Origin of the sequence: Arthrobacter sp. StoSoilB20 (genome assembly GCF_019977295.1) — a bacterium.
Taxonomy (GTDB): domain Bacteria; phylum Actinomycetota; class Actinomycetes; order Actinomycetales; family Micrococcaceae; genus Arthrobacter; species Arthrobacter nicotinovorans_A.
This window is the reverse complement of record NZ_AP024651.1, coordinates 1,645,021-1,664,408: the sequence shown is the minus strand read 5'-3', so window position 1 is coordinate 1,664,408 and position 19,388 is coordinate 1,645,021. Positions and strand designations below refer to the sequence as shown.

At 63.5% G+C, this 19,388-nt stretch carries 15 protein-coding genes and 1 riboswitch; of the genes, 4 read left to right on the top strand and 11 right to left on the bottom strand.

Annotation, left to right across the window (positions count from 1 at the left end; all coding sequences use genetic code 11):
- Window positions 1–15: 15 nt before the first annotated feature.
- A riboswitch (SAM riboswitch) is annotated at window positions 16–132 on the bottom strand.
- Window positions 133–317: 185 nt separating this feature from the next.
- Entirely contained in the window at window positions 318–1,634 is a 1,317-nt protein-coding gene (locus LDN85_RS07450) for a bifunctional o-acetylhomoserine/o-acetylserine sulfhydrylase (protein WP_223945438.1), read from the bottom strand.
- 226 nt (window positions 1,635–1,860) lie between these two features.
- Between LDN85_RS07450 and LDN85_RS07445 the strand changes: the two genes are divergently transcribed.
- Entirely contained in the window at window positions 1,861–2,499 is a 639-nt protein-coding gene (locus tag LDN85_RS07445) for a VOC family protein (protein ID WP_026541463.1), read from the top strand.
- A gap of 142 nt (window positions 2,500–2,641) precedes the next feature.
- On the opposite strand, the gene LDN85_RS07440 is transcribed toward LDN85_RS07445, so the two are convergent.
- Window positions 2,642–3,415, bottom strand: a complete 774-nt coding sequence (locus LDN85_RS07440) for a type II CAAX endopeptidase family protein (protein WP_223945026.1) — start codon at window positions 3,413–3,415, stop codon at window positions 2,642–2,644.
- A gap of 23 nt (window positions 3,416–3,438) precedes the next feature.
- Between LDN85_RS07440 and LDN85_RS07435 the strand changes: the two genes are divergently transcribed.
- The gene (locus LDN85_RS07435; protein ID WP_026547271.1) at window positions 3,439–4,119 is read left to right on the top strand and encodes a histidine phosphatase family protein; all 681 of its coding nucleotides are present in this window, start codon (window positions 3,439–3,441) and stop codon (window positions 4,117–4,119) included.
- 40 nt (window positions 4,120–4,159) lie between these two features.
- On the opposite strand, the gene LDN85_RS07430 is transcribed toward LDN85_RS07435, so the two are convergent.
- From LDN85_RS07430 to LDN85_RS07410, 5 genes are read right to left on the bottom strand one after another with little or no spacing between them, the layout of a single operon-like run.
- On the bottom strand, window positions 4,160–4,951 hold the full coding sequence (locus tag LDN85_RS07430; RefSeq protein WP_026541460.1) for a DeoR/GlpR family DNA-binding transcription regulator: 792 nt from the start codon (window positions 4,949–4,951) through the stop codon (window positions 4,160–4,162).
- 24 nt (window positions 4,952–4,975) lie between these two features.
- Entirely contained in the window at window positions 4,976–5,830 is an 855-nt protein-coding gene (locus tag LDN85_RS07425; RefSeq protein ID WP_035760959.1) for a class II fructose-bisphosphate aldolase, read from the bottom strand.
- Window positions 5,812–6,780, bottom strand: a complete 969-nt coding sequence (locus LDN85_RS07420; RefSeq protein WP_026541458.1) for a hexose kinase — start codon at window positions 6,778–6,780, stop codon at window positions 5,812–5,814. The genes LDN85_RS07425 and LDN85_RS07420 overlap by 19 nt, the downstream gene beginning before the upstream one ends.
- Window positions 6,777–7,730, bottom strand: a complete 954-nt coding sequence (locus LDN85_RS07415) for an ROK family protein (protein WP_035760958.1) — start codon at window positions 7,728–7,730, stop codon at window positions 6,777–6,779. The genes LDN85_RS07420 and LDN85_RS07415 overlap by 4 nt, the downstream gene beginning before the upstream one ends.
- A 9-nt stretch (window positions 7,731–7,739) precedes the next feature.
- On the bottom strand, window positions 7,740–8,657 hold the full coding sequence (locus LDN85_RS07410; RefSeq protein WP_026541457.1) for an SIS domain-containing protein: 918 nt from the start codon (window positions 8,655–8,657) through the stop codon (window positions 7,740–7,742).
- 275 nt (window positions 8,658–8,932) lie between these two features.
- On the opposite strand from LDN85_RS07410, the gene LDN85_RS07405 reads away from it, so the two are divergent.
- Window positions 8,933–13,330, top strand: a complete 4,398-nt coding sequence (locus tag LDN85_RS07405; protein WP_223945025.1) for an endo-alpha-N-acetylgalactosaminidase family protein — start codon at window positions 8,933–8,935, stop codon at window positions 13,328–13,330.
- Between the two features lie 83 nt (window positions 13,331–13,413).
- Here the strand turns inward: LDN85_RS07405 and hutI are convergent, their stop codons facing one another.
- Window positions 13,414–14,652: an imidazolonepropionase gene (gene hutI / locus LDN85_RS07400; RefSeq protein WP_223945024.1), complete on the bottom strand. Its 1,239-nt coding sequence runs from the start codon at window positions 14,650–14,652 to the stop codon at window positions 13,414–13,416.
- Between the two features lie 11 nt (window positions 14,653–14,663).
- Entirely contained in the window at window positions 14,664–15,761 is a 1,098-nt protein-coding gene (locus LDN85_RS07395) for an FAD-dependent oxidoreductase (RefSeq protein WP_223945023.1), read from the bottom strand.
- Window positions 15,762–16,057: 296 nt separating this feature from the next.
- Here LDN85_RS07395 and LDN85_RS07390 point away from each other — a divergent pair, with 296 nt between their 5' ends.
- Window positions 16,058–16,774 carry an AAA family ATPase gene (locus LDN85_RS07390; RefSeq protein ID WP_026541453.1) on the top strand — a complete coding sequence of 239 codons (717 nt, stop codon included), beginning with the start codon at window positions 16,058–16,060 and terminating at the stop codon, window positions 16,772–16,774.
- Window positions 16,775–17,018: 244 nt separating this feature from the next.
- Here the strand turns inward: LDN85_RS07390 and LDN85_RS07385 are convergent, their stop codons facing one another.
- Window positions 17,019–18,212, bottom strand: coding sequence for a glycine C-acetyltransferase (locus tag LDN85_RS07385; RefSeq protein WP_223945022.1), 1,194 nt, complete (start codon window positions 18,210–18,212; stop codon window positions 17,019–17,021).
- Window positions 18,213–18,273: 61 nt separating this feature from the next.
- The gene (tdh, locus tag LDN85_RS07380) at window positions 18,274–19,320 is read right to left on the bottom strand and encodes an L-threonine 3-dehydrogenase (protein WP_223945021.1); all 1,047 of its coding nucleotides are present in this window, start codon (window positions 19,318–19,320) and stop codon (window positions 18,274–18,276) included.
- Window positions 19,321–19,388 lie beyond the last annotated feature (68 nt).

The window sequence follows — 19,388 nt, the reverse complement described above, 5'->3', positions numbered from 1 at the left end:
TCCTTTGACACCTTAACCTCGCGCTTGCCCGTCGCCTTGCGTGCGAACAGGCCAGGTCTTCACCCGGGGCACCCCACCGCGGAGGAGGGTTGCCGGCCAGCAAGCCGGGGCTGTGTGCTGGCACTCATGACCTAATACGAAGAGTCTAGGAAATACAGGGCGGTTCTGGCGAAGAATGTGACAACAGTGTGACGGTTTTGGGCAGCTTCGTTCACCAATCGCCGCCGTGGGATGCCGTCCGGCGAATAATCGACGGCCCGGACGGCATCCCCTTGGTTGAGGCGGCTACAGCCGCCCGACAGCTTTCAGCGGAGGGTTCAGGCTCCCTTGGCGGCCCGGAATCCAGCTTCGAGGTCTGCGATGATGTCATCCACGTGCTCGATGCCCACCGACAAACGCACCAACCCAGGGTTCACGCCCGCGGCGACCTGCTGCTCCACGGTCAACTGGCTGTGCGTGGTGGAGGCCGGGTGGATGACCAGGGATCGGACATCGCCGATGTTGGCAACATGCGAGTGCAGTTCCAGACCGTCCACGAATCGCTTGCCGGCTTCAACGCCGCCCTTGATGTTGAACGCCACAATGGCCCCGGTACCCCGGGGACCGTATTTGCGGCCGCGGTCATACCACGGGCTGGACGGCAGGCCCGCATAGGCGACCGATTCGACGTCGTCGTGGGCTTCCAGCCACTCGGCCACCTTGCTGGCGTTGGCTACATGGCGCTCCACCCGCAGGCTCAGCGTCTCAAGGCCCTGGGCAATCAGGAAGGCATTGAACGGTGAAACAGCTGAGCCGAGATCGCGGAGCAACTGGACGCGGGCCTTCAGGACGTAGGAGAGGTTGGCGCCCAATGCTCCGTCCTTGCCCAGGTCCCTCGCGTAGACCAGGCCGTTGTAGCTGGGGTCCGGGGTGTTGAAGCCCGGGTAGCGCTCCGGGTCCTTACCGAAATCGAAGTTGCCGGAATCGACAATCACGCCGGCAATGGCAGAACCGTGGCCGCCGAGATACTTGGTGGCGGAGTGGACCACGATGTCGGCGCCCCACTCAATGGGACGGATGAGGTAGGGCGTGGACAGCGTGTTGTCTACGATCAGCGGCACGCCGGCTTCGTGGGCAGTCCGGGCAACTCCCTCGATGTCCAGGACGTCCTGGCGCGGATTCGACACCACCTCGCCAAAGAAGAGCTTGGTGTTCGGCTGCACGGCATCGCGCCACTGGTCCAGGTTGTCCGGGTCCTGTACGAACGTCACCGAGATGCCGAACTTCTTCAGGGTGTGGGCCAGCAGGTTGTAGGTGCCGCCGTACAAGCTGGGGCTTGCAACGATGTGGTCTCCGGCCTCGGCGATGTTGAGGATGGCGAAGGTCTCCGCAGCCTGGCCCGAGCTCAGCAGGAGCGCACCCAAACCGCCTTCGAGGCTTGCGATCCTCTGTTCCACCGCATCCTGGGTGGGGTTGCCGATCCTGGTGTAGATGGGTGCGAGCTCAGCCAGGGCAAAGCGGCTGGCTGCGCTTTCGGCGCTGGGGAACACGAAGGACGTGGTCTGGTAGATCGGCAGCGCCCTTGCTCCCGTTGCGGAGTCGGGCTCCTGGCCTGCGTGGATCTGGCGGGTTTCGAAAGACCATCCTTGGGACATGGAGTTCTCCTGTTCGTGGCGCATGGGTTCTGTGGAAACGTGCTGCATGTGAGCTGGGCCCCAGTCTAGGAAGTGTCCGGAGCCTAAGACAGCTTTGTGACGCCGGTGGAATCTTTCGGTCTTTCAGCGTCTCTCCATGACGCCGTCCGGTAGCACTTATACACATCCCACCTTAGTTAGGCTTGACTTAGCTGAGACCCCGATCACAAAGTGCCAAGATGAAGCCATGCGCATGGATCACGTCTCTTACGCCTGTGAACGAGATGGCCTTTTGGCCACTACCGAACGAATTTCCGCGGCACTGGGAGTGGACGCTGTCCGGGGCGGAGTGCACCCGCGCTTCGGTACCCGGAACATGATCATTCCCCTTGCGGATAACAAGTACCTGGAAGTGGTGGAGGTCCTGGACCACCCCGCTTCCGACAAAGCACCTTTTGGCCAGGCAGTTCGTGCCCGCTCGGCCGCCGGTGGCGGCTGGATGGGCTGGTGCGTCGCCGTTGACGACCTGGCACCCTTCGAGGACCGCCTTGGCCGCTCAGCCGTTCCGGGTAACCGCAAGTTCCCTGACGGCCGGGAACTGGTGTGGCAGCAGATCGGCATCCTGGGCTTGATCGCAGATCCCCAGGTCCCGTACTTGCTCAAGTGGGAGGGCGACCCCTCACTGCACCCGTCCAGGATCTACGAGAGCGACGTCAAGATGTCCAGCCTCACCATTGCAGGCTCGGCGGAACGCGTCACGGAATGGCTCGGAGAAGCGGTGGAGAAGCCGCTTGAAGACGTTGCTGTCCAATGGATGGCACCGCATGGCACTCCGGGAATCATGTCCGTAACTTTCGAAACCGCCTCAGGAGCCGTCACCATCTGACAGCCCCCTCCCCCGGGCCAGTCCCGCCGCCGGTCGATCCTGCCCGGAACAAACGTCGGCCTGGAACAAACTTCGGCCGCCATCAGCGGGTGCCAATGACGTCACCCACCGATGGCGGCCGGATACTTTTAACTTGCCCTGCCTACCCCAGCCCGATCGCCTTGCCGAACAAACTGAAGCCGACAAAGGCCACAATGTCCAGCAGGGCATGGGCGATCACCAAGGGCATCACCCGCTTGGTCCTGGTGTAGATCCAGGCGAACACCAGGCCCATCACCACATTGCCGATAAAGGGTCCAAAGCCCTGGTACAGGTGGTAGCTTCCCCGCAGGACGGCGCTGACCACAATGGCCACCGGCGCGCTCCAGCCAAACTTGCCGAAGCGGTCCATGAGGTACCCCACCACGATCACTTCTTCGACGATCCCGTGCCGCACGGCCGAGAGGATGAGTACGGGCACGGTCCACCAGTAGGCGTCCAAGCCGCTGGGGACGATCGCAGTGGTAATGCCCAGGGCCCGGCCGGCAGCATAGAGGCCCAGGGAGGGAATGCCGATCAGCGCAGCAAGTCCCACGCCGTGCAGCAGGTCCTTTCCGGGCCGGGCGAAGTTGAAGCCCAGCCGGGCGAAAGCCCCGCCGGCGCCGCCGTCGCGGTTCCCCTGGCTGTGGGTGGACAGGAAGTAGAACACCAGGGCCACCGGCACGAGGGCGAAGATGATATCCAGTAACTGGTAGGTGAGGTCAAAGTACTCGCGGGTGTTTTGGGACCTGTTCAGGGTGGACGTGGCATCAGCCAAAGGAGCCCGCGTCATCTTGTCCAGGAGTTGCACCACGGAATACACGGCCGACTGGCCCAGGGACAAGCCCAGGACAATCAGCACTTCGGCGCGTAATCGCCGTCGGGAAGCAAGAAGCATGTACCCACCCTATGCTTGGTGGGATGGGCGCCCCAGCGAGAATTTTCATGATCCGGCATGGCCAGTCGGCCGCGAACGCCGACACCACCATCTACAACCGTGTGCCGGACTACCGGATCCCCCTGACGGAGCTCGGCGTGGAGCAGGCACGCGTTGCCGGGGAGGACCTTAGACGCAAGCTCGACGGGCAGCAGGTCTGCGTCTACGTCTCACCGTATTTGAGGGCGTATCAAACCCTGGAGGCGTTGAACCTTGGCCCCTTGATGGAACGGGTCATTGAGGAACCCCGGCTTCGCGAGCAGGACTGGGCCAACTTCCAGATCGCCGGGGACATCGAGGACCAAAAGGAGCTCCGAAACCTCTACGGCCACTTCTTCTACCGGTTCCGCGAGGGTGAGTCCGGCTCGGATGTCTACGACCGCGTGTCGTCCTTCATGGAGACCCTCTACCGTCACTGGCAAAAGCCTGCGTATTCGCCCAACACCCTCCTGGTCACGCATGGGTTGACCATGCGCCTGTTCTGCATGCGCTGGTTCCATTGGACGGTGGAGTACTTCGAGTCGCTCAACAATCCGGACAACGCCGAGTTGCGCACGCTGGTGAGGGACGACGACGGCCAGTACAGCCTCGATCTACCGTTCAGCCAGTGGGTGCCCAGGGAAGTTGACGATTCCGTGCTGCATGCGCCCAGAATGCGGTTCTAGCCGCTGCAAGTTTCCTGCAGGGCTCAGTTCGCTGCACGGCTCAGCCGGCGGCTGCGACGATGACTTCGGTGCCCTTGGCTTCGAAGGCAGCTTTGTCTTCGGCACTGATCCCGGAATCGGTGATGAGGTGCCTGAAGTCGTATCCGGCCATGGCGGCGAAGGAGCGGCGGCCCACCTTGGAGGAGTCCGCCACGACGTAGGATTCCGTGGCCCGGCGTGCCATCACGGTGTTGACCATGGCTTCGCCTTCATCGGTAATGGTGGGGCCGAGGTCCGGATCAACGCCGTTGACGCCGATGAACGCAATGTCCAGGGCCACTTTCTGCATGATGACGTCCGTGTAGGGACCCACCAGTTCGTAGGAGCGCGGGTTCAGGATGCCGCCGGTGACCATGATCTTGATATTGGGCCGGACCGCCAGTTGCGAGGCGATGTTGATGGCATTGGTCACCACTGTCAGGGTGGGCCGGTTGGACGGCGCGTTGAGGTCTTCGCGGGTGGAGAGCAACTGGGCCAGCGCGGTGTTGGTGGTTCCGCCGCTGAGGCCGATCACGGCACCGGGCCGGATCAGGGCTGATGCTGCCAGTGCAATGTCCTGCTTGGCCTGGGCGTGGTCGTCACGGTTGTAGCGGCCCGGGAGGTCGTAGGCCACCGATCCTGTAGTGGCGCCACCCCTGGTGCGGCTGAGGAGGCGCTGCTTGGCGAGGCTGTCCAGGTCCCGCCGCGCCGTGGCCGGCGACACGCCAAGGCGCGTCACGATGTCCTCGACTTCCACATGGCCGGACTCGGCCAGGAGATCGAGGATGGCAGTCAGCCGATCGGTGCGGGTCATGACGGGCCTTTCGCGGGTTCGGAGCTATTTCGCTTTGGCGAACAGCGTCAGCATACGTGCGGACTCCAACACAAGGGCATCCCGGCCGGCCTTGATGTACTTCCGGGAATCCACCACTGCAGGGTTGGCATCGAGGTACTCACGGACTGCGCGGGTAAAGAACCCGTTCAAATGTGTGGATACGTTGATTTTAGTCATACCCGCGCCAATAGCTGCCACGAGCATCTCGTCTGTGACGCCTGAGGAGCCATGGAGGACCAGTGGTTTTCCTACAGCAGTCTTCAGCCGGGTGATCAAATGCAGGTCCAGTGCCGCGCTGCGTTCGGTCATGGCATGGGATGAACCTACGGCCACGGCCAAAGCGTCAACGCCCGTGGCTTCGACGAACGCCCGGGCCTCTGCGGGGTCGGTCCGGACACCCGGGGCGTGGGCGCCGTCTTTCCCGCCCACTTTGCCCAGTTCAGCCTCCACATAGACACCGCGCTGGTGGGCGTAGGCGGCGACGCGCTGGGTGACTTCGACGTTCCATTCATAGGGCAGATGGGCGCCGTCGTACATCACGGAGCCGAAGCCAAGGTCAACGGCGGCAAGCGCGAGGTCCTCGGACTCGGCGTGGTCCAGGTGCAGGGCGACCGGGACAGCGGCCGAGCGTGCGATCGCGAGCGCCGCTGAAGCGATCGGTTCGAGCCCGCCGTGGTATTTGGCGCAGTTCTCGGAGATCTGCAGGATCAGGGGAACCCCGGCAGCCTCGGCTCCGGCCACCAGGCCTTCGGCCGTCTCGATGTGGATGATGTTGAACGCGCCCTGGCCAGTACCGGAGGCCGAGGCCCTGTCCATGAGTTCCCGCGTGTTGACCAGGGTCACCGGGTCTCCTTCCATGTCACGATCAGTTGGTCTTGAAGTTCCTGGTAGCGCGGTGAGATTTCGCCGGCGGCCGGCATGAGCACGGCGGCTGCTGACCAGGCGGTGGCGCGGCGGAGTATTTCGCGCGGTTCGGTAATGCCTTCGGCGAGTGCGACGGCGGCAGCCGCCACGCCGGCGTCGCCCGCCCCTGTGGGGTTGCCGCTCAGCGCCTCAGGCAGGCGTGCGCTCCAGTAGCCACCGGGAGCGGCGTGGTCGAAGGCGAGCATGCCGTCCGCGCCGGCGCTGACCAGCACTGTCCGGGCGCCCATCTCGATCAGGGCAAGGGCTGCCGCTTCCAGGCTGGATTCTCCGGTCGCTTCGGCGAGCTCGTGATGGTTTGGCTTCAGGATGTCGGCCCCGGCCTTGGCTGCGGCGATGATTCCGGGACCTGAGGTGTCAATGATGGCCGGGATGCCGGCGTCGTGGGCCAGGCGCACGAGTTCGGGATAGAAATCCGCTGGAGCCCCCGGCGGCAGGCTGCCGGAACCAACCAGGACGGAGGCCGGCAGGTTCCGGTTGCCGCTGACGGCTTCAACTATGGCGATCCGGAGTGAGCGCCAGTCATCGGGCAGAAGGGCCTGCCCTTCCTCGTTGAAGATGGACGTTTCGCCGGCGACCGTGTCCACGAGGGCGATGCTGCGGCGGGTCTCGGCGGCCACTCCCACCAGCGTGTGGGGAACTCCGCTGGTCCAGAGCTCCGCTGCCAGGGTCTGACCGGCTGCGCCGCCGGTGGGTGCGATCGCCAGGACAGGGTAGCCAAGCTGGTGCGTCACGCGGGCAACGTTGATGCCCTTGCCACCGGCGCGGCTCAAAGGAGTGGGCACGCGGTGGCTGGCGCCCTCGGTGATTCCCTGAACGGCATAGGTCATGTCGATGGCCGGATTGGCAGTGACAGTGATGATGCGGTTCACGTTGGCTCTCTTCATTGTGACGCCCCCTGGAGTGCTTTGGCCGTCAAAAGTGCCCTTGCGTTCAACGCCGCACCCAGCAGGCCGGCGTCCTGGCCCAGCTGGGCCCTGATCAGCTGCGGCCGCCGCTGGAAGTCAAGGATTCCGTCCACCTTGGCCCGGAGGGGCTCCAACAGTTCGTCGCCCGCCTCAGCCAGGCCGCCTCCTATCACCACAGCTTCGGTTCCCATGATGTTGACGCATTGGCAAATGGTGAAGGCGAGGGCATCGACGGCATCGGACCAGATGCGGGAAGCAAGGTCATCGCCCTCTCCTGCCCTGATCAGGACACCGCGGGCACCGTTGACCCTGTTTCCGGACGCCCGGTAGTAGCGTTTGGCGATGGCACCGGCCGAGCCGACGGCTTCGAGAATGGTCGAACCTGCCGATCCAGGGCCGGCGTCGGGATCCGGTACCTGGGCATGTCCGAGTTCCCCGGCGAAGCCGCCTGCGGTGACAGCCTTGCCGCCGGAAAAAACGGCTGCGGCGATCCCGGTTCCCACCACCATCACTACGACGTCATTGAATTCTTTGGAGCCGCCGAAGGTGTGCTCCACTGCGGCAGCGGAGCGGACATCGTGATCAAAAGCCACCGGGATTCCCAGCCGCTTTTGGGCTTCGGCCGTGAAAGGGAAATTTCTCCAGCCGAGGTTGGCGGAGTAGACGCCGATGCCGGCAACGGAATCCACGATGCCCGGGACGATGATGCCGGCGGCTTTGGCAAGGGTTTCCGGGAATTCCTCCGCCAACTCGGCCTTAAGCTCGGCCAGCCTGTCCAGGACGGCCTCACCCGGGCGGGCAGGGTCCAAGGGCGTAGGGACCCGGCGCATGCCAAGGACTCTCCCCCGGGCATCCACCAGGCCGGCCTTGATATCAGTGCCGCCAACGTCGAAAGACAGGACCGGTGATTCAGCGGCTCCGAGAACCATGACCGGTGCCTAGGCGGAGGCGTCGAGAATGACGGAGCGCGTCAGGTTGCGGGGCAGATCCGGATTCAGGCCACGGACGCGCGCGCGCTCCAAAGTGACCTTGTGGACGCGCGCCAGTTCAGCCAGCGGGTGCTTGTCGGTGTGGAGGTAAAGGGCGCCGGTGACGGCCATGTCACTGTCCAGGCCTTCGGGCTGGGTACCGAACAGCCACGTCACCCGGCCCGGAGCGGCGATGGAGATGGGTCCGTGGCGGTATTCCATGGCGGGGTAGGACTCGGTCCAACCCTGCACAGCCTCGCGCATTTTCAGTCCGGCCTCATGGGCCAGCCCGACAGTCCAGCCCGTGCCCAGGAAGGTGAATTGCTCCGCATCCAACAGCTCCTGCGGGACCGGAGCACTCACGGCGTCGCGGGCATCCTCGATGGCCTGCTGCACATCGATATCAAGGCTTGTGAGCAGGTAGACCAATGCGGTGGTGGCGAACCGGGTCTGGACCACGGAACGTTCATCGGCGTACTGCAGTCCGATCACGGCATCTGCAAGCTCAACGATCGGAGACGTGGTATCACCAATAATCGCCACCGTGGGGACAATTCCCTGAAGCTCAGCCAGGATCTCAAGTACCTCAGTGGTGGTGCCTGACCGCGTGATGGCCACAACGGCGTCGTACTGGCGATCGGCACTGTTGCTGTTGAGGAAGGCCTCGGAGGCGGCGAAGGCATCGGTGACGCCCTTGCCTGCGGATTCGCGCGCTGCTGCATAACTCTGGGCCATGAACCAGGAGGTTCCGCAACCGATCACGGCGATGCGCTTTCCGTCGGCGGGAAGCAACTGCTCGGCCCGGGCTTGTTCTACCGCCCGCTGCCAGACCTCGGGCTGGGAAACCAGCTCTTCCTCCATGAAGGCGCCCAGTGTGTTCTCGCTCATCGTGTGTTCCGCTCCCGCTCAGCTTAATGACGTTTTCTGATCTATAGAAACACTAAACGATCATTTTCGATCTCACAAGGATCATCCGCGCGGGAAGACCGCTCATTATCTGCGTAGGTGCGGAATGCGCAGGATGACAGGGAAAGCGTGTGCCGACATGTGCACTTAAGTTAACTGACTGTTAACTCTTGTCAACTTCTGTCCCATGAACCAGGCTTAGAACCGTCCGCAAGAATCTGATCAATATCAGCTCGGAAAAATCAAGAAGGAGCATAATGCCCCGCTTGTCATCCCCCAGACGCATCGCAGCGCTCAGTTTGGCCTGCGTCGTCGCCTCATCCTCGCTCGGTCTGCTGGCCATAGCACCGGCCACGGCAGCCCCGACCTCCCCGCCCTCCCCGCAAGCCGACCCCGTCAGCCCTGCAGAAACAGCCACCATCGCCTCCGGCCAACTCACCGTGGATGTCTCCACCGGCTTTCCGCAGGTCCTCAGCTATACAGACGCCGCCACCAAAGCACGTCTGGAAGGGACCGCGAACCGGCTCAGCACCATCACCCTCAACGGCGTGGAGTACACGGTGAGCGGGACCTCCACCGCATCCGGGAAGGATGCCCGGGACTACGTGATGACCGTTCCGGAATTCGGCAACACCGTCATCAAAGCCCGTCTCTCGGTGAAGAAGAACGTGGTCTCCTTCAATGTCACCGAGATCAAGGACTCCGCTGATCATCAGGTCAAGACCCTGCAACTCCCCCGGCTGAACCTGGTGACGGTCGGATCCGCCCAGCCCGGAGCCCAAGTGTCAACGGCCAACCTGTCCGTGGACCGCAGCGTTAGCGGTGACGAGTTCACGCCCATTACCGCCGCCACCGCCTTGGACACCACCGCCAAGAGCTCGGCCTACGCCCTGGCCAACACAGCGTCCCTGGGCGCCGCCGTCGAATCGAATGCCCTCTACGACACGTCCTCGGGTCCGGGCGCCAAGGATCGCGGCCGCTTCTGGCGCCAGGCAGTAAGTGATGGCGCCGGCGGAGTTTCCATGGGTGTCGCCAGTGGCCAATGGCTGTACCGGGCAGAAGGGTCCCCGGCCACCGAGGAACTTCCGTGGACGCGGGTTGCCATCACCACCGACGCCAACGCCGACGGCGGAGTGGATTGGCAGGATGCCGCCATCGCCATGAGGTCCATCCAGGTCAGCGCGAACAAAGGCGAGCAGACCCCGGACAACGTGATCACCCACATTCCCTTCAACTTTGCCTCCCAGGCAACCCACCCCTTCCTGCGCACCCTCGATGACGTCAAGCGCATCGCCCTGGCCACGGACGGACTCGGACAGGTGGCCATGCTCAAGGGCTACACCAGTGAAGGACACGACTCGGCCAATACCGATTACGGCAATAACTTCAATACACGCGCGGGCGGGCTGGAAGACCTTAATACCCTGGTCAAGGAGGGCAAAGACTGGAACGCCAGCTTCGGAGTCCACATCAACGCCACTGAAATCTATCCCGAAGCCAAGTCCTTCAGCGAGGACCTGCTGCGGGCGGACAAAGGCCTGGGGTGGAACTGGCTGGACCAGTCCTACTACATGAACCAGCGTGCAGACATCACCTCCGGCAAGCTTGCCCAACGCATCAAGGAACTGCGGGAAGCCACGGACAAGAACCTGGATTTCGTGTACGTGGACGTCTACTACGAGTTCGGCTGGCTGGCCGAACGCCTCCAACAGGAACTGGTGAAGAACGGCTTCCGGGTGGGCTCGGAATGGGCGGACCACCTCTCGCGGAACAACACCTGGTCGCACTGGGCCAATGATGAGAAGTACGGCGGCTCCACCAACAAGGGCGTCAACTCACAAATACTGCGCTTCATCAACAACACCCAGTCCGACGTCTGGAACCCGGACCCCAAGCTGGGCGTGAGCCACATTGTGGAATTTGAAGGCTGGACCGGACAGAACGACTTCAACGCATTCAGCGAAAATGTCTGGACAGCCAACCTGCCCGCAAAGTTCCTGCAGCACCACCCCATCACCAAATGGACAGCTGACAGGATCGACCTCGCCGATGGCGTGTCCGTCACCGGAAACACAGCAGCCGAACGCAATATCACGGTTGCGGACACCTCGGTTTTGCGCGGCGGAACCTACTTGCTGCCGTGGTCTTCGAAGGAAAACGGCAAGGCCGACAAGCTCTACCACTACAACCCCGCCGGTGGTTCCAGCACGTGGACGCTCACCAAGGAGTTCGCCAAGGCCAACACCCTTGAGCTGTTCAAACTGACGGACAACGGCCGCGTCAAGGTCGCCGATGTTCCCGTGATCAACGGACGGGTCACGGTCACGGCCGACGCCAAGCAGCCCTACGTCCTGGCTCCGAAGAACAACAAGGCTGAGCTGCCCGGGAAGGCCACCTTCGGCGAAGGAACGGCCTTCAACGATCCCGGCTTCAACGGCGCAGACCTCTCCCCATGGAACCCCACCGGCACCGTCACGCAGGTCCGCGATGACAAGGGCCGCCGCTTCGCCGAAATGGGGGCAACGCCGTCGTCGATCAGCCAGGAAGTAAAGCTGGACGCCGGAACCCAGTCCGTGAGCGCCTGGGTGGAAATCCAGCCCGGCAAGACCCGACCCACCACGCTGTCCGTGGACATCAACGGCAAGACCGAAAGCGTCACAATCGACTCCTCCAACGCCGAAAACTTCGTGGCCGGCGACGAAAAACACGGCACCTCGTTCCAGCGCGTCCGTGTGCTGGTGGACGTCCCGCACAACAACACCAAAGCCAAGGTCACCGTCACAGCGGCCGACGGCGACGGAACAGTTCGCGTTGATGACTTCCGGGCGGCGAAAACCAGCCGGGTACCCACTACGGGCCTGCTCAGCGAAAACTTTGAAAACGTGGACCAAGGCTGGGGACCCTTCGTCAAGGGCGACGCCGGCGGCTCCACCGACCCGCGCACCCACATCACCGAACGCCACGAACCCTTCACCCAAAAGGGCTGGGACACCAACGTGATCGATGAAGTCCTGGACGGTACCTGGTCCCTGATCGCACACGACGAAAACCGGGCTCCCAACGGCGGACCCGGCATGGTGTACCGCACCACGGAGGCAACAGTGCCGTTCCAAGCCGGCCACAAATACAAGGTCTCCTTCGACTACCAGAACTCCAAGGCCGGGCAGTACGCCTGGGTTTCTGGCTACGACTCCCAGGCCGGTCCCGCCGTGACCGGAAGCCATGCCCTCGATGCCAAGACCTCCACCACACGGTTCGAGCAGACACTGGACACCGGTTTCTGCGGCGACTACTTTGTGGGCCTGCAACGCACTGGCAGCTCAAACGGTTCGGACTTCACCCTGGACAACTTCCTGGTCGAAGACCTCGGAGCCTCGGAATCCGTCCCGGCGTGCGCGCAGCTCTCGGCCTCCCTTCAAGGGGACGTGGTCCAGCAAGGAAAGGCGCAGGACTTCGTGACCACCTTTGTCTCGGACGAGCCGGCGGCCATCAAGGACCTGGCCATCACCCTGGCACTACCCGAGGGATGGACGGCAACGCCCTCCACACCTTCTTCCGCGGACACCCTTCCCGCCGGAGGAACCCTCACCACCACCTGGAAACTCACCGCACCGGCTTCAGCAGATGGCGACTACCCCATCAAGGCGACAGCCACATACAGCACTACGTCCGGGCAGGCGGGCAGCCGGACCATCACCACCACCAGCACCGTCCGGACGCTCCCCAAGCCACCCCAGACCACCGTGTTCGCCAGCGACCACCCGTGGGTCAGTGCTGCCAACGGCTGGGGTCCTGTGGAGAAAGACCAGTCCAACGGCGGAACCGGGGCCGGTGACGGTACTCCCCTCACACTGAACGGCACGGTCTACTCCAAAGGCCTGGGAGCCCACGCCAACGGCAACGTCCGCTACTACCTCGGCGGATACTGCACCGCTTTCACCGCCACTGTGGGCATCGACGACGCCCAGCCGACGCGCGGAAGCGTGAAGTTCTCGGTAGTGGCAGACGGAACTGCGAAGGTGACCACGCCGGTTCTCGGCGCTGCAAGCGCTCCTCTCCCGCTCACTGTGGATGTCACCGGAGCACAGTATGTGGAACTGGTGGCCGACGATGCCGGGGACTCCAACGGCAACGACCACGCGGACTGGGCCGACGCCAAATTCACCTGTTCCACCACGTCCCAGCAACCGCCGGCACCTGTCCTGACGGGGACAGTGTTCGCTTCCGACCTCCCCTGGATCGGCAGCACCAATGGGTGGGGTCCTGCGGAACGGGACCGCGCCAACGGTGAGCAGAACGCCGGCGACGGGCCCGCCTTGCGGCTTGACGGCGTCGTGTACCCGAAGGGCATCGGAGTCCACGCCGACTCGAAAATCAGCATCGCCACCGAAGCCAAATGCACCGCATTCAGCGCGGTGGTGGGCGTGGATGACGCGAAGCTGAACAAGGGCCTGCACGGTTCTGTGGTGTTTATCGTCAAGGGCGACGGGCGGGAACTGATGCGGACTCCCGTCCTCAGCGCCGATTCAGCCGCGCTTCCGCTCGCCGTGGACATCAGCGGCGTAAGGAACGTGGAATTGATCGCCGACAAGAACGGAGACGACGCCGGCGACGACTGGGGCGACTGGGCAGACGCAAAGTTCAGCTGCGCCTAAAGAGCAACGCGGGGTCACTTGTGGCCCTTCCGGAACTGCGGAAGGGGCCATAAGTGACCCCGCGTTGTTTTAAGCTGCCTTGATCAGACAGCCCGGACGCCCGCGCGCCACACCGAATGCGTCAGCGGGATCCCCGGGCGGTAGGCCAGGTGCGTGGCCGACGGCGCCTTCAGCAGGTGCAAGTCCGCGCGATGCCCGACGGCGAGCGAACCCACCGCCCGTTCGGCGTCGACGTCGTTCCCCGACTCCCGCCCCAACGCCAAGGCGCCACCGTACGTCGCCGCCCGGACGGCTTCGTGGACGCTGAGGTGCATTTGAAGCACGGCAGTGGTGACACAGAAGGCCATGGAACTCGTATACGAGGTACCGGGATTGCAGTTCGCCGCAAGGGCGAGCTGCACGCCGGCGTCGAGCAATTCACGGCCAGGGGCAAGCGGCTGCCGGGTGGAAAGATCGCAGGCAGGAAGGCACGTTGCCACAGTGCCCCTGCTTCCCTGACCCGTGGCCGGGTCCCAGCCGGCCCACGTTCCCGCGAGCGCAGCAATGTCCTTGTCCGAGAGGTAGTTGACATGGTCCACGCTGGCAGCGGCGAACTCCACGGCCAAGGCAACACCGGGGCCTTCGCCGAGTTGGTTGCCGTGAACCCTCAAGCCCAGTCCGGCCTTTTTCGCTGCCGTCAGGACACGCCGGGACTGGTCCTCAGTAAACGCCCCCCATTCGCAAAACACATCTGCCCAGCGGACATACGGCAGGACGGCGTCCAGCATCGGACCGCACACCAGGTCCGTGTATTCCTCGGGATCTGAACCTTTCGGGACAAGGTGCGCCCCGAGGTAAGTGACCTCGTCAACTTCCGCTGCGGCGATGCGGGCGCTGCGGGCCTCGTTGTCAACGTCAAGCCCGTACCCGGTCTTGCTCTCCAAGTAGGTGGTTCCTTGCGAGACTGCCTCGGCCACGCGGCCCCGGACCAAGCTGGCAAGCTCGTCGTCGCTGACCCGGCGAGTGGCACCCGTGGTGACGGCGATCCCGCCCGCGCTGTAGCTCTGGCCCGCCATGCGGGCCTCGAACTCAGCCGTGCGGTCCCCCGCGAAGACCAGATGGGAATGCGAATCCACCCAGCCGGGCAGGACGGCGCGGCCCTCGGCGTCGATCATTTCGTCAGCGGCCGGAGCGTCCTTGGCCGAACCGATCCAGGAGATGCGCTCGCCTTCGAACACGATTGCGGCGTCCTTCAGGACCCGGTGCTCAAGGTCCTGGGTCATCAGTTCGCCGATGTTGGTGATGACTGTGCTGCCGCTGTTCCCGTTCCTGTTTCCGCTCATGACCCTATTGTTCAGCGCCGGATGGACCAGCGTGTGGCTGCGAGCTGCTCCGCTGTCCGGGATTCCGGACTGTCTGCCCCGACCTCGCCGAGGATCAGGGCAGCGGCCAGTTCCGCAATGGCCGAGGACGTTTGGAAACCGTAGCCGCCCTGTCCGGCCAGCCAGAAGAAGCCGGGCGCTTCGGCGTCGAATCCCACCGCCGGAACTCCGTCTGCAGCTTCGGTGCGCAGGCCCGTCCACGCGCGGTCCACTGAGCGGATCCCCAGGGTCGTCACGGTGTTGAGGTTGCTGATCAAGGCCTCCACATCACCGGCATATGGCTTGGCATCTTCTGCGCCGCTGGGCACGCTTTCCGAGGGCGAGATCAGCACTTGGTTGCCTTCGGCGCGGAAGTAGAACGAGTCATCTGCTGCGCACACCATGGGCGTTTGGGGCGTCAGGGGGTTCTCGACATTCACTATCGCGGCAGTCCGACGGTATGGCTGCAGGCCCAACTTCTCCACGCCGCTGATAACGGCAAGTTCGTCCGCCCAGGCACCTGCGGCATTAACCACGACGCCGGACTGGAAGCCTTCGGTGCCGGCGCCCACCTGCCAGCCGCTCCCCAACCGCTGGGCGGAGTGGACCCTGGCTCCGGTGATGATGTCCACGCCGGCAGCTTCTGCCGTCCGGCGGTGCTCGTCCAGCAAGAGCGGGGCGTTGCAGCCGAAGGAGCCACTATCCAGCCCGGCCGATGTGAAGGACCCGGGGTCCAGGGCCGGGCAAAGACGCATCGCTTCGTCGTGGGTAATAGCGTGCATGTTCCCGCTGGCCTCGGCCCGTACCGATTCTTCATCGCCCACCAGCATGAAGCCACGCGGGGTGAGGATGGGTTCGGCCGCTACGGCATCCCGGGCTGCCAGCATCTCCAAGGTTCGGATGGTCAGTTCCTGCACCACCGCCGGGCCGTAGCTGGGGATCAACTGCCGGGCAGAACGCGAGGAAGTGTGGAAAGCAAGGGATTGCTCCGCTTCGACAAGCGCCACAGTGCACTTGCCCGCGAGGGCCGCCGCCAAGGACAGTCCGCCGATCCCGCCGCCAACGATTACCACGTCATAATTCGAAGCCATGGGACCATCCTGTCAGACCCGATGCTCTCTCACATCCCACGCCCTTCAAGGGAAACCATCTCTCACATCCCACGCGCTCCAGGGGAAACCTTCTCCCACATCCCCCGCCCCTCAGGGAAACCATCTCTCACATCCCACGCCCTTCAGGGAAACCTTCTCTCACATCCCCCGCCCCTCAGGGAAACCATCTCTCACATCCCACGCGCTCCAGGGAAACCATCTCTCACATCCCACACCCTTCAATGCGCGCCGGGTCCCTGGGCTTCAACCTCGGCCAGTACTGCAACAATGACGGCATGCACCGCAACCATCCCATCCGGCGAGTAGCGGAAGATCCCGCCAAAGCACTGGACCGCCGCCAGTGGCCGGCCAGCCTTCCTCCGGTGGCACAGCTTCTGGACCAAGGTCTGGATCTGACGCCTGCAACAATCCTGGTGGGCGAAAACGGTTCTGGTAAGTCGACAGTTGTCGAGGCCATCGCCATGGCCTACGGTCTGTCTCCGGAGGGCGGCTCAACGGGGGCCCGACACACTACAAGATCCACCGAATCCGAACTGGGCAGCCACCTGCAACTCATCCGAAACGCCGGAAGCAGCAAGCGTGGTTACTTCCTTCGGGCTGAAACCATGCACGGTTTTTTCACCTATCTGGAGCAGAACCCCAGCACGTACGGCGACTTGCCCTTCCACGACATGTCGCACGGCGAATCGTTCCTCGAGCTCGCTGTTGACCGGTTCCGTGGGCCCGGATTGTGGGTATTGGATGAGCCGGAATCAGCGTTGTCGTTCAATGGCTGCCTCAGCCTGCTCTCAGTTCTCAAGGAGTTGCTGGTTGATGGCAAGTCCCAGGTCATCATGTCTACGCATTCGCCTTTGCTTGCCGCACTTCCCGGTGCCCAAATACTTGAAGTCGGGCACTGGGGTCTTCGGTCCAGACAATGGTCGGATCTGGACCTGGTCACCAATTGGCGATCATTTCTGGACGCCCCGGAAAGATTCCTCCGGCACCTTTAGGACGGGAGCCGACGCTCGCTCACTTTCTTGAAGAAAGTGAGCGAGGATCACCCCAAACCCCCGGGAGACATGAGAGAGGATCACCCCAAACCCCCGGGAGACATGAGAGAGGAACACCCCAAAACCCGGGGGACGTGAGAGAGGAACACCCCAAACCCCCGGGGGACGTGAGAGAGGAACACCCCAAACCCCAGGGGACGTGAGAGAGGATCCACCCAAACCCCCGGGAGATGTGAGCGAGGGCTTAGGCGACTGCGGCGCGACTCTTGACGAACGCCTGGACGCAGGCTTCGACGTCGTCCGCGCTGTGGGCGGCGGAGAGCTGCACACGGATCCGGGCCGCACCCCTGGGCACCACGGGGAAGCTGAAGGCCGTGACGAAGACGCCGTTGTTGAGCATTTCGTCCGCGATCCTGGCGGCCATCACGGCGTCACCGAACATCACGGGGATGATGGCGTGCTCGCCGTCGAGGAGCTCGAACCCTTCCTCGCTCATGCGGCGGCGGAACAAAGCCGCGTTCTCAAAGAGTCGGGTGCGGAGTTCGCCGGATTCCTGAACCAGTTCAATGGCCTTGATGGTGGCCGCGACGATTGCCGGGGCCAGGGAGTTGGAGAACAGGTACGGGCGGGCCTTCTGGCGGAGCATCGCAACGATCTCGCCGCGGCCGGAAACGTAGCCACCCGAGGCGCCGCCAAGTGCCTTGCCGAAGGTGCCGGTGTAGATATCCACACGCTCGGAGACACCGGCGTGTTCGGGGGTGCCGGCGCCGGTGGGGCCCATGAAGCCGACGGCGTGGGAGTCGTCCACCATGACCAGTGCATCGTGCTTCTCGGCGAGGTCGCAGATTGCTTCAAGTGGTGCAAGGAAGCCATCCATGGAGAACACACCGTCCGTGACGATGATCTTGCGACGCGACCCCGAAGCCTCCACCAGCTTGGCTTCGAGATCGGCCATGTCCTGGTTGGCGTAGCGGAAGCGCTTGGCCTTGCTCAGGCGGATGCCGTCAATGATGGAGGCGTGGTTCAGGGAGTCGGAGATGATGGCATCGTCCGGGCCGAACAAGGACTCGAAAACGCCACCGTTGGCGTCAAAGCAGCTGGAGAAGAGGATGGTGTCCTCAGTACCAAGGAACTTCGAGACGCGGCCCTCGAGTTCCAAGTGCAGGTCCTGGGTTCCACAGATGAAACGCACCGATGCCATCCCGAAGCCGCGCTCGTCCATGGCTGTCTTGGCGGCGGCAATGATGTCCGGGTGGTCTGCCAGGCCGAGGTAGTTGTTGGCGCAGAAATTGAGGACCTTGTTGGCCGGCTGGCCGAGCTGCCCGGCGGCGATGTGGCTGGCCTGAGGGGAATCGATGTGGCGTTCGGTCTTGAAGAGTCCGGCGCCGCGGATCTCCTCCAGTTCGCCCTGCAGCTGGTCTTTGATGGCTGAATACATGGGTACTCCTAAAGTTGGGGGTGTCCGGGGCAAGGATGGTCGGGTGGCAGTCCGAGTGGGATTAGAGTTCGGTCCAGTCGAGGACCACTTTGCCCCCGGTGCCGTTGCGGGCGATCTCGAAGCCCTTCTCCCAGTCCTTTGCCGACAGTTTGTCCGTGACCACCGCGGAGATGCTGCGGTGGAGCACGGGGTTGGAGGACAGCATGGCGCTCATGGCGTACCAGGTCTCGAACATCTCCCGGCCGTAGATGCCCTTGAGGGTGAGCATGTGCGTGACTACCTTGGCCCAGTCAATATCGATGGACTGGCTGGGGAGCCCGAGCATGGCGATGCGTCCGCCGTGGTTCATGTTGTCGATCATCTCAGGCAGCGCCGTGGGGTGTCCCGACATTTCCAGGCCGATGTCGAATCCTTCGCGCATGCCCAGTTCCTGCTGGGCTTCGCGGACGCGCATCTTGGAGACGTCGACGGCCAGGTCTACACCCATTTGCCGCGCCAGTTCCAGCCGCGGGGCTGAGACGTCAGTGATGGCGATCTTGCGTGCACCGGCATGACGGGCGACGGCGATGGCCATCAGCCCGATGGGTCCGGCACCTGTAATGAGCACATCTTCGCCAACCAGCGGGAAGCTCAGTGCCGTGTGGACGGCGTTGCCGAAGGGGTCGAAAATCGCTCCGAGTTCCGGGGTAACGGATTCGTCGTGGTGGACCCACACGTTGGTTTCCGGAATCACCACGTACTCCGCGAAAGCACCATCGCGCTGCACACCGACGGACACGGTGTGGATGCACATCTGGCGGCGTCCGGCGCGGCAGTTGCGGCAGATTCCGCAGACCACATGGCCCTCGCCGGAGACCCTGTCCCCTACTTTGACGTCGCGGACATCCTCGCCGATTTCCACCACTTCGCCGTAGAACTCATGTCCGGCAATGAGTGGGGTTTCGATGATGCCCTGCGCCCATGCGTCCCAGCTTTGAATGTGGAGGTCGGTGCCGCAGATGCCGGTGGTCATCACACGGATCTTGACGTCGCTGGGGCCCGCTTCGGGCTCGGGACGTTCGACGAGTTCGAACCCTGCGTGGGGTCCGGATTTGTAGAGAGCCTTCATGGGATTCCTCACTGGCTGGGGCTGCTTCGCTGCTGCTGAGTCCATTAGAGCTCCGCCAACGATTTAGC

Coding starts and splice junctions, on each gene's coding strand:
- LDN85_RS07450 (WP_223945438.1), bottom strand. CDS start 1,634: ATGTCCCAAGGATGGTCTTTCGAAACCCGCCAGATCCACGCAGGCCAG.
- LDN85_RS07445 (WP_026541463.1), top strand. CDS start 1,861: ATGCGCATGGATCACGTCTCTTACGCCTGTGAACGAGATGGCCTTTTG.
- LDN85_RS07440 (WP_223945026.1), bottom strand. CDS start 3,415: ATGCTTCTTGCTTCCCGACGGCGATTACGCGCCGAAGTGCTGATTGTC.
- LDN85_RS07435 (WP_026547271.1), top strand. CDS start 3,439: ATGGGCGCCCCAGCGAGAATTTTCATGATCCGGCATGGCCAGTCGGCC.
- LDN85_RS07430 (WP_026541460.1), bottom strand. CDS start 4,951: ATGACCCGCACCGATCGGCTGACTGCCATCCTCGATCTCCTGGCCGAG.
- LDN85_RS07425 (WP_035760959.1), bottom strand. CDS start 5,830: ATGGAAGGAGACCCGGTGACCCTGGTCAACACGCGGGAACTCATGGAC.
- LDN85_RS07420 (WP_026541458.1), bottom strand. CDS start 6,780: ATGAAGAGAGCCAACGTGAACCGCATCATCACTGTCACTGCCAATCCG.
- LDN85_RS07415 (WP_035760958.1), bottom strand. CDS start 7,730: ATGGTTCTCGGAGCCGCTGAATCACCGGTCCTGTCTTTCGACGTTGGC.
- LDN85_RS07410 (WP_026541457.1), bottom strand. CDS start 8,657: ATGAGCGAGAACACACTGGGCGCCTTCATGGAGGAAGAGCTGGTTTCC.
- LDN85_RS07405 (WP_223945025.1), top strand. CDS start 8,933: ATGCCCCGCTTGTCATCCCCCAGACGCATCGCAGCGCTCAGTTTGGCC.
- hutI (WP_223945024.1), bottom strand. CDS start 14,652: ATGAGCGGAAACAGGAACGGGAACAGCGGCAGCACAGTCATCACCAAC.
- LDN85_RS07395 (WP_223945023.1), bottom strand. CDS start 15,761: ATGGCTTCGAATTATGACGTGGTAATCGTTGGCGGCGGGATCGGCGGA.
- LDN85_RS07390 (WP_026541453.1), top strand. CDS start 16,058: ATGCACCGCAACCATCCCATCCGGCGAGTAGCGGAAGATCCCGCCAAA.
- LDN85_RS07385 (WP_223945022.1), bottom strand. CDS start 18,212: ATGTATTCAGCCATCAAAGACCAGCTGCAGGGCGAACTGGAGGAGATC.
- tdh (WP_223945021.1), bottom strand. CDS start 19,320: ATGAAGGCTCTCTACAAATCCGGACCCCACGCAGGGTTCGAACTCGTC.